The organism is Shewanella sp. (assembly GCF_051658185.1).
Taxonomy (GTDB): Bacteria; Pseudomonadota; Gammaproteobacteria; order Enterobacterales; family Shewanellaceae; genus Shewanella.
The window spans coordinates 1-13,368 of record NZ_JBOFMC010000080.1 but is presented as its reverse complement, the minus strand read 5'-3'; the positions used below and the strand labels follow the sequence as shown (position 1 = coordinate 13,368).

The 13,368-nt window shown below is 52.4% G+C and carries 15 protein-coding genes and 1 rRNA gene; 12 read left to right on the top strand and 4 right to left on the bottom strand.

Annotation, left to right across the window (positions count from 1 at the left end; all coding sequences use genetic code 11):
- Window positions 1–86 precede the first annotated feature (86 nt).
- The 3 genes from ACRCZA_RS03565 to glnG all read left to right on the top strand — a co-directional run bounded on the left by ACRCZA_RS03565 (window position 87) and on the right by glnG (window position 3,241).
- Complete coding sequence (locus ACRCZA_RS03565; protein ID WP_438673103.1) at window positions 87–620, top strand: DUF4124 domain-containing protein; 534 nt, start codon at window positions 87–89, stop codon at window positions 618–620.
- Between the two features lie 121 nt (window positions 621–741).
- Window positions 742–1,788, top strand: a complete 1,047-nt coding sequence (gene glnL, locus ACRCZA_RS03560) for a nitrogen regulation protein NR(II) (protein ID WP_438673102.1) — start codon at window positions 742–744, stop codon at window positions 1,786–1,788.
- Window positions 1,789–1,828: 40 nt separating this feature from the next.
- Window positions 1,829–3,241, top strand: coding sequence for a nitrogen regulation protein NR(I) (glnG, locus tag ACRCZA_RS03555; RefSeq protein WP_438673101.1), 1,413 nt, complete (start codon window positions 1,829–1,831; stop codon window positions 3,239–3,241).
- Between the two features lie 108 nt (window positions 3,242–3,349).
- Here glnG and fieF read toward each other — a convergent pair whose 3' ends face one another.
- Together fieF and ACRCZA_RS03545 are read right to left on the bottom strand one after the other, a co-directional pair.
- Window positions 3,350–4,228, bottom strand: a complete 879-nt coding sequence (fieF, locus tag ACRCZA_RS03550; RefSeq protein WP_438673100.1) for a cation efflux pump FieF — start codon at window positions 4,226–4,228, stop codon at window positions 3,350–3,352.
- 51 nt (window positions 4,229–4,279) lie between these two features.
- Entirely contained in the window at window positions 4,280–4,786 is a 507-nt protein-coding gene (locus ACRCZA_RS03545; protein ID WP_438673106.1) for a Spy/CpxP family protein refolding chaperone, read from the bottom strand.
- 381 nt (window positions 4,787–5,167) lie between these two features.
- Here ACRCZA_RS03545 and ACRCZA_RS03540 point away from each other — a divergent pair, with 381 nt between their 5' ends.
- The 9 genes from ACRCZA_RS03540 to ACRCZA_RS03500 all read left to right on the top strand — a co-directional run bounded on the left by ACRCZA_RS03540 (window position 5,168) and on the right by ACRCZA_RS03500 (window position 12,041).
- Entirely contained in the window at window positions 5,168–5,854 is a 687-nt protein-coding gene (locus ACRCZA_RS03540) for a response regulator (RefSeq protein WP_438673099.1), read from the top strand.
- Between the two features lie 14 nt (window positions 5,855–5,868).
- Window positions 5,869–7,218 (top strand): ATP-binding protein, encoded by a 1,350-nt coding sequence (locus tag ACRCZA_RS03535; protein WP_438673105.1) that lies wholly within the window; start codon window positions 5,869–5,871, stop codon window positions 7,216–7,218.
- A gap of 311 nt (window positions 7,219–7,529) precedes the next feature.
- The gene (locus tag ACRCZA_RS03530; protein ID WP_438673098.1) at window positions 7,530–8,126 is read left to right on the top strand and encodes a cytochrome b/b6 domain-containing protein; all 597 of its coding nucleotides are present in this window, start codon (window positions 7,530–7,532) and stop codon (window positions 8,124–8,126) included.
- Between the two features lie 37 nt (window positions 8,127–8,163).
- The gene (locus tag ACRCZA_RS03525) at window positions 8,164–8,607 is read left to right on the top strand and encodes a DUF1924 domain-containing protein (RefSeq protein ID WP_438673097.1); all 444 of its coding nucleotides are present in this window, start codon (window positions 8,164–8,166) and stop codon (window positions 8,605–8,607) included.
- Between the two features lie 60 nt (window positions 8,608–8,667).
- Complete coding sequence (locus ACRCZA_RS03520) at window positions 8,668–9,231, top strand: diheme cytochrome c (protein WP_438673096.1); 564 nt, start codon at window positions 8,668–8,670, stop codon at window positions 9,229–9,231.
- Window positions 9,224–9,487: a PepSY domain-containing protein gene (locus ACRCZA_RS03515; protein WP_438673095.1), complete on the top strand. Its 264-nt coding sequence runs from the start codon at window positions 9,224–9,226 to the stop codon at window positions 9,485–9,487. Before ACRCZA_RS03520 ends, ACRCZA_RS03515 begins: the two co-directional genes overlap by 8 nt.
- Window positions 9,487–10,146, top strand: a complete 660-nt coding sequence (locus ACRCZA_RS03510; protein ID WP_438673094.1) for a winged helix-turn-helix domain-containing protein — start codon at window positions 9,487–9,489, stop codon at window positions 10,144–10,146. The genes ACRCZA_RS03515 and ACRCZA_RS03510 overlap by 1 nt, the downstream gene beginning before the upstream one ends.
- Window positions 10,147–10,150: 4 nt before the next feature.
- Window positions 10,151–11,467: an ATP-binding protein gene (locus tag ACRCZA_RS03505; RefSeq protein WP_438673104.1), complete on the top strand. Its 1,317-nt coding sequence runs from the start codon at window positions 10,151–10,153 to the stop codon at window positions 11,465–11,467.
- Between the two features lie 97 nt (window positions 11,468–11,564).
- Entirely contained in the window at window positions 11,565–12,041 is a 477-nt protein-coding gene (locus ACRCZA_RS03500; RefSeq protein ID WP_438673093.1) for a GNAT family N-acetyltransferase, read from the top strand.
- 81 nt (window positions 12,042–12,122) lie between these two features.
- Here the strand turns inward: ACRCZA_RS03500 and ACRCZA_RS03495 are convergent, their stop codons facing one another.
- Window positions 12,123–12,635 (bottom strand): DUF1993 domain-containing protein, encoded by a 513-nt coding sequence (locus ACRCZA_RS03495; protein ID WP_438673092.1) that lies wholly within the window; start codon window positions 12,633–12,635, stop codon window positions 12,123–12,125.
- 646 nt (window positions 12,636–13,281) lie between these two features.
- A 5S ribosomal RNA gene (rrf, locus tag ACRCZA_RS03490) occupies window positions 13,282–13,368 on the bottom strand; the annotation flags it as partial.

Here is a 13,368-nt window from a genome sequence, read left to right as displayed (position 1 = left end):
GCCGGATAAACGCACAAATCCGATGATTTTTGATGCAAAACAGACTACTCTTGAGGCAATTAACCTGACTCGCAAAGGACTTTCCCATGCGTAGCTTGACACTGATTAGCCTATTACTGCTCAGCACCCTAGCACAGGCAACCGTGTATAAATGGATCGATAAAGATGGCAAAGTGCATTATTCTGACGAGCCGCACCCTAATGCACAAATTGTTGAGCTAAAAGATAAAACCTTAAATCAAGTCGCACTACCTGCCGCGCAGGTTAACCCCGATACCCGTCCGTCATTTGAAGAAATCCGCTACAGTGTCAATATCACCTCACCAGAAGAAGAGGCGACTATCCGAGACAATAATGGTGAGTTCGAAGTGATAGCGACAATTACACCTGAAATTAAAAGCCAGTATTTAATGGTCCTCAAACTCGATGGCAAACCCATCGGCCCACCGCAAATGGGCGGAATATTCAAGCTCACCCATGTCGAGCGCGGCGAGCATATCTTAATCGCCGAGGTGATGACGCAAAACGGCAAAGTCTTTGCATCAAGCTCTCCTAGAAAGATATTTCTTCATCAAGCGGCGCTGAAACCCACCCCGAAAAAACAACCAAAATCCAACTAATACTTTAAAAGACAATGGATTATGTTTTAGAGGGGCAATAGTACCGTTTGATGGGTTCAGGTTGCAGCTTGCACCATTTTGGTGCACCATAGTGGTGCAACCCCATTTTCAGGAACGGTCGATGGATAAAGAGACTCTGCTTAATCATTTAGTTACAGCGGTGCTGGTCATAGATACGCAGCTGCGTCCCTGCTATGCCAATGCCGCCGCAGAGCAACTACTCGGCGCGGGCAGTCATCGTCTCACCGAGCAACCCTTACCGGAACATTATCAACTGCTTGGGGTCGACCCTCAATTATTAAGCGACGCCGTCAAAACGGGCCAAGGCTTAACCGTAAACACCGCCAGCCTAGTGACCCTTGATGGCCAGCATCATACGGTGGATCTCACCCTTATCCCCCTTGAGGATGAAGCGCAATTAAGCGTGCTAGAGCTACGCCAAGTCGATCAACAGCGGCGGATCCACCAGCAACTGAGTCAAGATGCGCAGCAGCAAGCCGCCCAGTTTTTAGTGCGTAATCTTGCCCATGAAATTAAAAACCCCCTCGGTGGCTTACGCGGCGCAGCACAACTGCTCTCACGGGAACTGGCGGATCCGGCGCAGCAGGAGTTTACCCATCTCATTATCGAGCAAGCCGATCGCCTGCGTAACTTAGTGGACCGCTTGCTCGGACCACAGCGGCCGACGGCGCACCGCCCACACAATATCCACGAAGTCGTGCAAAAGGTGTATAAGCTCATCGAAATGGCCCTTCCGGCCAATATTCAACTAAAACGGGACTATGACCCTTCCATTCCCGATATCGAGATGGACCCGGAGCAAATGCAACAAGCGGTACTAAACATTTTGCAAAATGCGGTGCAAGCCCTTGAGCATACAGGGGGAGAGATATTGATCCGCACCCGCACCCAGCATCAGGTCACTATCGGCTCGCAGCGCCATCGCTTAGTCCTTGCCTTATCGATTATTGATAACGGCCCCGGCGTGCCCCCGGAGCTCATGGATACCCTATTCTACCCGATGGTGACCACTCGCGAGCACGGCTCAGGTCTTGGCCTCTCGATTGCCCACAACATCGCGCGCTTACATTCGGGCCGAATTGACTGTATCTCCAGCGCAGGGCATACCGAATTTATCATGTCATTACCCATTTTAAGCGCCAAATAACCCATGCCAATAACATTACCTTTAGGTACGAGGAAGTAAAATGCGAATGAGTGAACAGGTATGGATCCTCGATGACGACAGTTCAATACGCTGGGTGCTCGAAAAAGCACTGCAAGGCGCCAAGCTTAGCACCGCCAGTTTTGCCGCAGCTGAATCCCTGTGGCAGGCATTAGACACTTCACAACCTCAAGTGATCGTGTCAGACATTCGGATGCCCGGTACCGACGGTTTAACTCTGCTCGAACGGCTGCAGCTGCATTACCCGCATATTCCGGTCATCATTATGACGGCGCACTCAGACCTAGACAGTGCCGTCAGCGCCTTCCAAGCAGGCGCCTTTGAGTATCTCCCCAAGCCCTTCGACATTGATGAAGCCATCTCCTTAGTCGAGCGCGCGCTCACCCACGCCACTGAACAAAGCCCTACGCCAGTTCAGGAACCGCAGCTCAAAACCCCCGAAATCATCGGTGAAGCTCCGGCCATGCAAGAAGTCTTTCGCGCCATCGGTAGGCTATCGCGCTCTTCTATCAGCGTGCTGATCAACGGCCAATCCGGCACCGGCAAAGAGTTAGTCGCAGGGGCGCTGCACAAGCACAGCCCTCGCAAAGACAAGCCCTTTATCGCCTTGAATATGGCGGCGATCCCAAAAGACTTAATTGAATCAGAGCTGTTTGGCCATGAAAAAGGCGCCTTCACTGGCGCCGCCAACGTGCGCCAAGGCCGCTTCGAACAAGCCAATGGCGGAACCCTGTTTTTAGATGAAATTGGCGACATGCCCCTCGATGTACAAACTCGATTACTCCGGGTGCTGGCCGATGGCCAGTTTTATCGCGTCGGTGGCCACAATCCCGTGCAAGTCGATGTCCGCATTATTGCAGCCACCCACCAAGATCTGGAATTACTCGTGCAAAAAGGCGGGTTTAGGGAAGACCTATTCCACCGCCTGAATGTGATCCGGGTGCACCTCCCACCGCTCTCACAGCGCCGCGAAGATATCCCCCAACTGGCGACTCATTTTCTCGCCTCGGCCGCCAAAGAAATCGGTGTAGAGACCAAAATCCTCACCAAAGAAACCGCAGCCAAACTCGCGCAGCTACCGTGGCCGGGCAATGTGCGCCAACTCGAAAACACCTGCCGCTGGCTAACCGTAATGGCCTCCGGCCAAGAAATCCTGCCTCAGGATTTGCCCTGCGAGTTACTCAAAGAGCCCAGTAGTCAGCACCCCGCGCCCAAAGTCACTCAAGATTGGCAAGCCGCCTTAAGCGAGTGGATTGACCAAAAACTGGCCGAGGGCAACAGCGATCTACTGACACAGATCCAACCGGCCTTTGAGCGAATTTTACTCGAAACCGCCCTGCGTCATACTCAAGGGCATAAACAAGAGGCGGCCAAACGTTTAGGCTGGGGGCGAAATACCCTCACGCGAAAATTGAAAGAACTGTCAATGGAGTAAATCGCGTGATGGTTAACCTCTGCGTTAACCATCACCTCAAGTTGATGAATCACCGAAGGGTAGCAATGCTATCCGCCGGCGAGCCATTCAGATGATGAAGGGGAGTGCTCAGTGTACTGCCACCGGATCTTGGTGGATGATCACCTCGGCATCTTCAAAAGCCGCCTTGACCCGCCGCCCCGTCGCATCGGCGATCCCGTGCGCTTCGTTTAGACTTAAATTGCCATCCAATTCTAAATGAAATTGAATAAAAACCGTTTTTCCTGCCTGACGGGTGCGTAAATCATGCAGCCCCTGCACATGGGGGTCATCCTGCGCGATGCGCGTGATCTTTTGGCGCGTTTCCTCATCAAGCTCCCGATCCAACAAGGCTTGAATCGAACGATAACCCAAATCGAATGCTTGATAGCCAATATATGCCGCGATGAGAATCGCAAATAAGCCATCGGCCCACCACCAGCCATACTGCGATAACACTAATGCCAATAGCACGGCACCATTGAGGAAGAGATCGGATTTATAGTGCAGCGAGTCAGCTTCAACCACAGTACTCTTCGTTGCGGCTAAGGCCCTTTTTTGCAGCGTCACCAAGGCCAATGTCAGCACAATCGCAATCACCGACACAACCACTCCGAGGGTCGCATGCTCCACCGGTGTTGGCGTAATCAGTCGCTCCCCCCCATAAAACAACAACAAAAAGGCAGAGCCCATAATAAAGGCCGATTGCGCTAATGAGGCTAAAGGTTCCGCTTTCCCATGGCCGTATCGGTGATCCTGATCGGCAGGCACCAAGGCATAGCGAATGGCGACAAAATTGATGATCGAAGCTAGCGTATCGGCAAAAGAGTCCGTCAAGGACGCCAGCATACTGGCGGAGCCCGAATAGAGCCATGCTAACAGTTTGATAATAATCAGGGTCAAAGCTGTTGCCACCGAAGCGCGGCTCGCCAGTTTGACCCAAAAATCGTATTGGGAAGGTTGCGTCATAGGGTTGTGAGTTCGGGAAGCTATGACGCTATTGTATATCAGCTCGATGCGTTAGCCGCGAGGTTCTTTACCAGTACGTGCTTCAAATCGCGCTTTAAACTGCGTTTGTTGCTCTGGCGTCAACAAATTGTAGATTTGATTCTGTACACGCATGCGCTCCAAAGCTTGCGTTTGGCGCTTTTCCTGCTGGGCACTCAGGAGGGCCTTAGCTTGAGCTTCATCAAAGGTCGCCGCAGTAATGAGGCTATGCATCTCATTGCGATGGGCAATGCGATCTTCTTTGCTGGGGCGTGATTCAGTACGTGCCGTCTTTTGCGTTTCAAGCAGCTGCTTAATTTGCGCCTGCTGCGCTTGGGTTAAATCGAGTCCAGCAAACATACCATGCATATCACCGTGGCCATGCATCTCACCGTGGGCCATCCGGCAACCTTTTTTATGGCATTCCCCTTTGTGATTCTCACAATGCTCTTGCGTTTGGGCATAAACGCTGGTCGTTAATATCGCTGAGCTTGCAAGGATGGCAAACAGGCCCGCCTTCAAAGGAGATAATGTTTTCATCATGTTAACCTCAATAGTTCGACTTAATGGGATAAAAAATTAAATACGGTGACGACGCTGTTGCAGCCCAATCACTTTCGACCCTAACAGTGTACTTCCCCCTATGTAAGTGAGCATGCTAGCAGAGTAAATCACTGTAAAGTTTGACAGCACCCCCAGTGTCACGTTGCAAACTGCATTCGCCAAGTTGCGCTTTTGTGATAAAGCCCACAGGTTGCGAAGGCTATCGAGCCGCGATCCGGATGCGCTATGCCACGGCGGCGCCATTCTTTACTTTGGCTTACATTGCTACACAGCAATTGACAGCAAAACAGGTATACTCAGCCAAAATGCCAAATATCCCCTGCACATACGGGCGCATCACCGCGATTAAGGAACATTATGAGTCGAATATTATTAATCGATGACGATCTCGGTTTATCAGAACTACTTGGTCAATTACTCGAATTAGAAGGCTTTAACCTGACCTTGGCCTACGATGGCAAACAGGGGTTAGCATTCGCGCTGGCCACGGATTACGATCTGATTTTACTCGATGTCATGCTCCCCAAACTCAATGGGTTTGAAGTGCTGCGAGCATTGCGCCAACATAAGCAAACTCCAGTGTTAATGCTGACGGCGCGGGGCGATGAAATCGATCGAGTCGTCGGCCTGGAGATTGGCGCCGATGACTATTTACCCAAACCCTTTAATGACCGCGAACTTATCGCCCGCATCCGCGCCATTATTCGGCGATCCCATTTAACCGCCCAAGAAATGCACGCGGCACCTGCCCAAGAATTTGGCGATTTGCGCTTAGATCCCGCACGACAAGAAGCCTACTGCAACGAACAGTTGATTATTCTCACTGGCACTGAGTTCACCCTATTGCACACCCTTGCCCAGCGCGCGGGGGAATTGATGAATAAAGAAGAATTAAACGAAATTGTCCTTGGCAAAAAACTCATGCCCTTTGACCGCAGCCTCGACATGCATTTGTCGAACTTACGCAAAAAATTGCCGGAACGCAGCGATGGCCGCCCACGGGTAAAAACCATCCGCGGCAAGGGATATATTTGGTTACCATAACGACGGGGGCGACTGTGCCAAATCGTTTATTTATCAAATTACTGCTAGGGTTTTGGCTCTGCAGCTCATTGATCATCGCCCTCGTGGGGCTGCTGCCTTTACTCCAGCAAAATCACGATAAAGCGCCGCTTGCACCGCACCTAGAAAAGGTGCTCGCCGGCGTCGCCCAGCGTATGCAGGCCAATCCGTCGTTAATCCCATCCGACTTCCTGCGTCACTGGGAACGCCATCGCAGCATGGAAGGCAAACCGCTGCGACTCTACCTCGTCAACAGCCAAGGGCAAGTGATTAACACCAATCGGGTTAGCCGCAGCGTGCGCAATTTTATGCTGATGGCCGATGAAGAAAAACATCCGATCAGCCATCAATTTAAAGATGAGCTAGTCTTTGGTCCCTATGCGTTCAGCCTGCAAGGGGAACCTTATTTTCTTTACGGGCGGCTACCGGATAGCCATCCGCGCCCTTGGTTCTTTTTCTTTATTGAAAACAAACTGCTTACCTTAAGTTTGGCGATCGCCCTCTCGGGATTGCTCTGTGGTCTCCTCGCTTGGCACCTAGGTAAGGCACTTAATTCTCTCAAAAAAAGTGCCAACGCCCTCGCACAGGGCGACTTAAGCAACCGCGTCGATAGCGCCACTACCGAGCGCAATGACGAAATCGGTGAGCTCGCCAGCGCCTTTAACAGCATGGCCGATTCCATTGAAACCATGGTCAACAATCAGCAACGCTTGATGGGCGACATTTCCCATGAGCTGCGCACGCCCTTGACACGCCTACAGCTGTCCCTCGCCCTCGCCCGCAAAAAAGGGCAACAAAGCACCGAAACCGACCGCATCGCCTACGAGGCCGAGCAGCTAGAAAGGCTGATTACCGAGCTATTAGAGTTGTCGCGAGCCAAACTCAGTACCAACGAGACTAAGGTGCACCTTGGGCTGGCCGAATCCTTAAGCCAAGTGCTCGATGACGCTGAATTTGAAGCCGCCCAGCAAGGGAAAAGGCTCACCATTGAGATTGAGGAGTCTATCGAGTTAAGCCATTACCCGAAAGCGCTGTCACGCGCCATCGAAAATCTGCTACGCAATGCCATTCGTTACGCCGCCCAAGAGATCTCTCTGCATGCCACCCACAGCGCCACGCAAGTCCACATCACCATCAAAGATGATGGACCGGGGATTGATGCCCAGGAGCTAGAGGCCATCTTTAAACCCTTTTATCGCCCCGATTCAGCCAGACAACGGGAGAGCGGCGGCTGGGGGCTCGGCCTTGCTATCACCGAGGCGGCGATAACGGCCCACAAAGGCAACATTAAGGCGCAAAACTGTCAGCCTCACGGCCTTGAGGTGACCATCACCCTGCCAGCATAGGCAGACATCGGCTGACAACCATCGCCACCCGCGCCTTTGCCGCCCCACATTGGGCGGCAAAGCGCTCCTCGGCGAAGAGCTATCCAGCCCTTCATCCATGCCTAAGCTCATCACTTGCTTCTGCTCAGCCCCTCTGCCACCTTAACAACCCAAGCGACAGACTCCGCACTCGCAGCCTGCCTCCCCCAAACAGCAGGCGCCCCTCAAACAACATCGACATCACCCCAACCCACTCAAGGGCGCAAAATTTAAGCGTGGTTTAAGTTTGGCCTAAGTAGCCTACAACGACACCCACTTAGGAGCGTCACATCATGCCAAGCAACACAGTACAAACCATCAAAGTCTGGGACCTGTTGATCCGCATATTTCATTGGTCACTCGTCGCCTTCTTCGCCATCGCCTACCTAACAGAGGGGGAGGATGAATGGATGAACATCCACAGCTACGCCGGCTATAGCGTGTTAATGTTAATTGTATTTCGGCTGTTATGGGGAGTGATCGGTAGCTATCACGCCCGCTTTAGCCACTTTGTCACCCGCCCGCAGGTCGCGCTCGCCTACCTAAAAACACTCATCAGCGGCAACGCCAAAGATTACCTAGGCCACAATCCCGCAGGGGCCATGATGATTTTAGCCTTGCTGGCCTGCATCGCCCTTACCGGATTTTCAGGGATGGCGCTATACGCCACCGAAGGGCACGGGCCATTGGCCATGAGCTGGTTCGCAAGTTGGCCCGAGGACCCCTTAAAAGAAATCCATGAGTTCTTTGCCAACGCCACCCTCGCGCTGGTGATTATCCACGTTGGTGGCGTCATCGTCAGCAGCCGCTTACACCATGAAAACTTAGTCAAAGCCATGATCACCGGTAACAAACACCGACCGCTTTCACCGAAAAAGTCACCACGCTAGCGGATGACACTGCCACCACTCAACCAAGGAATGTCCTATGCGCCCATTGATTCACCCCTCCCATCAGCACCGGGTCGTGACAGGCATCTGCGCCCTCATTGCCATCAGCATTAGCGCAGCGAGCCATGGTGCCAACACCCCAAGCTGGCCCCAGAGCGCCGAACACATCGGGAGCCAACTGCAGCATTACCAAGCCCAAGGCGCCGGTCCATTTAGCGCCGCAGCAGGGCAACGGTTGTGGCTGCAGGACACAGATGGGCGTAGCTGCGTTAGCTGTCACGGGACGAACGTCACCCGCAGCGGGCAACACCAAAACACCCATAAACCGATTGAGCCAATGGCCCCATCCATCACCGCTCATCGCTTAACCGACGCCGCCAATATCGAAAAATGGTTCAGCCGTAACTGTCAGTGGACCCTAAAGCGAGACTGCAGCGCGCAGGAAAAGGGCGATATTTTACTCTGGCTAAGCACGCAATAAGCGGCAAACATCGCATTGGCACTTGATATTGCAGAACACTGCCTCAAATAGGAATAAATAATGACTCAGCAAACCCACCCCATTAGTTGGCTTATCGGCTCATCCCTCACGGCCGCCGCCCTAGCGCTCGGCGTTATCGGGATCAGCCTGAGCTTAAGCGGTACTGGCTACGCAGACGACAACCATGAGCTGCAGCAAACCATCACCCCAAACCCGGAATATACCGCCGAGTGTGGCAGCTGCCACATGGCCTATCCACCCACTTTGCTGCCCGCCGACAAGTGGCGCGCCATTACCGCCAATCTGGCGGACCACTTTGGTGATAACGCCAGCTTGGCACCACAGGTGAGCGCCAGCATCGAGGCTTATCTAGTCCAACAGGCCGCGCAACATGGTAAGGTAATGAAACATAACGTCCCGCTGCCCGCAGGCGCCGGGCCACAGAGGATCACCGAGCAGGCATTTTTTATTCGCAAACACGATGAGATCCCACGGCATATGGTGCAAGATAACCCGAAAGTGGGCTCATTCAGCCAATGCAGCACTTGTCACCACCTCGCAGAAAAGGGCATATTCGATGAAGATACCGTTAATATTCCTGGTGTTGGCCGCTGGAATGATTAGCAGCCCGCAGGCGTGGGCGGGAGACGATCCTGCCAACAAGGTCGTGCAGTGGGTTAAAGAGGGCAAGGTTTTGCCCTTCGACACCATAATGCAACGCTATGAATCACGCTTACAAGGACGACTGCTCGACTTAGAAGTCGAGCAGAAACATGGGCGCATCATCTACGAGCTCGAAATCCTCCGAGACGATGGCATAGTGTATGAAATCAAAATTGACGCCAAAACCGGCGAATGGCTAAAGGAAAAGGTCGACTAATGCGCTTGCTGTTGATTGAAGATGATACCGAACTGGTTGCTCGCCTCATCCCCGCCCTGCATCGGGCGGGCTATAGCGTCGAGCACGCGGCCAATGGCATCGACGGCGCTTTTTTAGGCGAAGAGGAGCCATTTGAGGCCGTGATCCTCGATCTTGGTCTTCCGGGCAAACCCGGCTTACAAGTGCTGGGCCAGTGGCGACAAAAAGGACTCACTATGCCAGTCCTGATCCTCACCGCCCGCGATGCTTGGCATGAGCGGGTCGATGGCCTCAAAGCAGGGGCCGATGATTACCTTGGCAAACCCTTTCACATTGAAGAATTGCTCGCTCGGCTTGAAGCCTTAATCCGTCGCCATTTCGGCCGGGCCGACAATCTATTGCAACACGGCGACGTCACTCTCGATGTTGACAAACAAGCCGTCACCAATCGTGCGGGCGAGGTGATTGAGCTGACCAAGATTGAATATCGCCTGCTGCATTATTTAATGATGAACCCTAGCAAAATCGTCTCCAAATCAGAGCTTAGCGAGCGCATCTACGAAGAAGAACACATCAAAGACAGCAATGTTATCGAAGTCTACGTCAACCGCCTGCGCCAACGCTTAGGGAAGGATTTTATTGAAACCCGCCGCGGCCAAGGTTATCGGCTCAAGGAGTAAGGGCGTGTATTCACTCAAGGGATATTTGACACGCAATCTATTGATCACCCTCAGTGTTGCCATGGTGCTGTTACTCGCCTTTCTGTATCACGGCATCCAAGTATTAACCCAAGACTTTGTCGCCTCACGCCTGCAGCACGATGCCGACAGCCTGATCGCGGCCCTTAAGCACGATCCCAATGGTACTTGGACACTGAGCTCCGACCGTCTACCCAATGTGTATCATCGGGTAAATTCTGGGCATTATTTTGCCATTCAAATCGGCGCGCAAACCCTGCGCTCCCGCTCCCTATTTGATCACACTATCACTCTGCCGACCCTCGGCGCAGGGGAGCAAGATCAGGCCACCTTATTTGTCGGCCAAGAGCATTGGCTTATGTTCAGCCAGGCCGTTATTAAGGATGAGCAGTTAGTTACCCTGTGGGTCAGCGAAGACATCAGCACGCTCGAACAAACCCAAGTCGCCTTTTTAACCTTTGCCTGCGCCGCAGTCTTGTTCACTATCCTATTTTTACTGTTCGCCCAGTATCAATTGCTCAAACGCGGCTTTAAACCCTTAGAGCAGATGCCCGAAGCCATCAGGCAAATGCGTATCCAAGGGCATGACATTAAACCAGACCAAGTCCCGAGTGAAATCCTGCCGCTGATCGACGAAATCGATCGCCTGGTCAACCAATTAGGCCAGCGGGTACAGCGCTCCCGCAACGCCCTCGGCAACTTAGCGCACGAGATGAAGCGCCCACTGCAACACCTGCAGTCCTACCTTGAAAACCTCCCACCGGAGCAACAACGTGAGGGCTGTAACGTGCTAGCAAACCTGCACCACATTATTGAACGGGAGCTTAAGCGCACTAAAATTGTCGGCCTGTCCACTCCCGGCCGCTATACGGTCCTCGATGACGATCTTGCGCCACTTATCCAAGTCATGCAGCGCATTTATCCCGGGCGCACAATCCAAAGCCAATATCATCGCCACCTCGTCCTGCCCTTTGATCGCGACGATATCCTTGAGCTACTTGGGAATTTACTCGACAACGCCTGCAAGCATGCTCGCAAACACATTGAGCTACACATCGAACAACAGCACCATCCCCGCCAAGGTTTTAGCATCAGCATTCGTGACGATGGTGACGGCGTGAGTGATGCCGCCCTAACACTTATCATCGAGCGCGGCATTCGGTTAGATGAGAGTATCCAAGGCCATGGCTTAGGGCTGTCGATCTGTAAAGATATCGTCGACAGCTATCAAGGCGAGCTGAGCTTTAGCCGGGCTAAACTCGGTGGATTAGCCGCGCAAGTCTTTCTCCCGGCCCCACGCTAACTCAGCACTCGAGCAATCAAACAAACATTTTTCACCTGCAGCCAACGACCAAGCTTGATACCATACGGCATTAACAAAACTTTGCGAAAAGAATGGCATGACAGTTATCGATCTTAAATCCGCGCCACAGCATATTGTCCAGCTCGCACACTGGCACCACCAAGAATGGGCGCATCTTGGCCCGGCCGACGCCACTGTCAGCCACTTAATCACCCAAATGCATGAGTATTTGACCGACGCCCCCATACCGAAAATGTTTATCAGTGAGCATCAAGGTCAGGTCACAGGATCATCATCATTAGTCGCCGCAGACATGGACACCCGAACCGATCTCACCCCTTGGCTCGCCAATGTGTATGTCAATAGCGACTATCGTAATCAAGGCCTTGGCAAACTATTAGTCAACGCCGTGCTTGACCATGCCAACAGCTTAGGTTTGGAGAAAATCTATTTATTTACCGCTGATAGGGCAGAGTTTTATCGCGCCCAAGGCTGGTGTAGCATTGCGCGCGAAACATACAAAGGGGAAATGGTCACCATCATGGAGTATCAAATAGGCCAGCAGCGCCGCTAAACTCTCGCAGACCAGCGCGAATAGCGGATGAAAGCGCGCCCCTGCGCGCAGTGAACAACCACCGCCCCCGAGCATTGGCACTCAAGATTTATAGGGCAGCGGGCCGAGATAATCCTTTTTACCTATATCCACGCCGTTATGACGCAAAATCGCATAAGCGGTTGTGATATGGAAATAAAAGTTAGGTATGGCATGCTGCACTGCAAATTCATCCCCCGACAGATACCGCCCCTCCCAGCGAGGCTGAGACACATGAATCGTCGCCGCATTGGCAAAATCCTCAGGCGTAAAGGTCGCAAGGTACTCCACCACCGAGCGAATACGCGCCTGCAATGCCACAAGGGTCGTTTCGGTATCGTCATGTTTAGGGACTGAGGCGAGATTATCCGTTAAGCGCGCCACTCCCAGCTTGGCGGTATCACAGGCAATCTGCACTTGGCGAATCAGGTTGAATTGATCCGGCGCTAAGCGTGAGTTAAGTAAAATCGCCATATCCACCTTTTTGAAATTGGCAAAACTCTCACCTTTCTCTAGGATCTGGCCTAAATTGTTCAGCATCTTGCTAAATTGCACAACCGTTAAATCATAAAGCATGGCTTAAACCTCTATGGTGTACGCTGCAAAAGTGCAGCACTTAACTGCGCTTAGTGTAATTGCGCTTAGTGGTATTGCTTCCAGTTGCAACTAAAACTGACGCCGCCGCAAACAAGCGTCACCCATCATACAAAGGCAGCAATTCGAGCGAATACCCACAAACTCATCCCCACACACCGCTACCCTACCCCATACTAACAATCCGCCGCATAAACACCAAGTCACCTTGCATTTACGAGCCAAGCCACAAACCACACCAAGAAGGCTCGCATTATAAAAGCGTTGAATGGAGTGTTCGCGGCGCCTTAATCGAAACGCTAGCAGAATGCTAACGGAGTCGGTAGCCAGTGCGCGGCAGGAAGTGCTGTGCAGGTAATGTGCGCCAAACGAGCCATGTAGGCCATGATTGATGCGGGCTAAAGAAATAGCATCAACAATCTAGGCTCATAGCTAGCAAGCCTACAGACCTACAGATCTACAGACGAAATGGATGATAAGCGGCCATTGATGATAAAAACCAAGAGGAGTTCTGATGTCAAAAGGAGTAAAAACAGATACAAAATGGAGTAGCGTGCAGATGCAAAATGGAGTCACGCGCAGATGCAAAAAAGCCCTAGCGTTAACTAGGGCTTCATTGGTATTAGGCGCTTGGCGATGCCCTACTCTCACATGGGGAGACCCCACACTACCATCGGCGCAATTGCGTTTCACTTCTGAGTTCGGGATGGAGTCA

Bases quoted from the DNA above. Each gene is read 5' to 3' on its own strand.
- ACRCZA_RS03565 (WP_438673103.1), top strand. From the start codon at position 87: ATGCGTAGCTTGACACTGATTAGCCTATTACTGCTCAGCACCCTAGCA.
- glnL (WP_438673102.1), top strand. From the start codon at position 742: ATGGATAAAGAGACTCTGCTTAATCATTTAGTTACAGCGGTGCTGGTC.
- glnG (WP_438673101.1), top strand. From the start codon at position 1,829: ATGCGAATGAGTGAACAGGTATGGATCCTCGATGACGACAGTTCAATA.
- fieF (WP_438673100.1), bottom strand. From the start codon at position 4,228: ATGACGCAACCTTCCCAATACGATTTTTGGGTCAAACTGGCGAGCCGC.
- ACRCZA_RS03545 (WP_438673106.1), bottom strand. From the start codon at position 4,786: ATGAAAACATTATCTCCTTTGAAGGCGGGCCTGTTTGCCATCCTTGCA.
- ACRCZA_RS03540 (WP_438673099.1), top strand. From the start codon at position 5,168: ATGAGTCGAATATTATTAATCGATGACGATCTCGGTTTATCAGAACTA.
- ACRCZA_RS03530 (WP_438673098.1), top strand. From the start codon at position 7,530: ATGCCAAGCAACACAGTACAAACCATCAAAGTCTGGGACCTGTTGATC.
- ACRCZA_RS03525 (WP_438673097.1), top strand. From the start codon at position 8,164: ATGCGCCCATTGATTCACCCCTCCCATCAGCACCGGGTCGTGACAGGC.
- ACRCZA_RS03520 (WP_438673096.1), top strand. From the start codon at position 8,668: ATGACTCAGCAAACCCACCCCATTAGTTGGCTTATCGGCTCATCCCTC.
- ACRCZA_RS03515 (WP_438673095.1), top strand. From the start codon at position 9,224: ATGATTAGCAGCCCGCAGGCGTGGGCGGGAGACGATCCTGCCAACAAG.
- ACRCZA_RS03510 (WP_438673094.1), top strand. From the start codon at position 9,487: ATGCGCTTGCTGTTGATTGAAGATGATACCGAACTGGTTGCTCGCCTC.
- ACRCZA_RS03500 (WP_438673093.1), top strand. From the start codon at position 11,565: ATGACAGTTATCGATCTTAAATCCGCGCCACAGCATATTGTCCAGCTC.
- ACRCZA_RS03495 (WP_438673092.1), bottom strand. From the start codon at position 12,635: ATGCTTTATGATTTAACGGTTGTGCAATTTAGCAAGATGCTGAACAAT.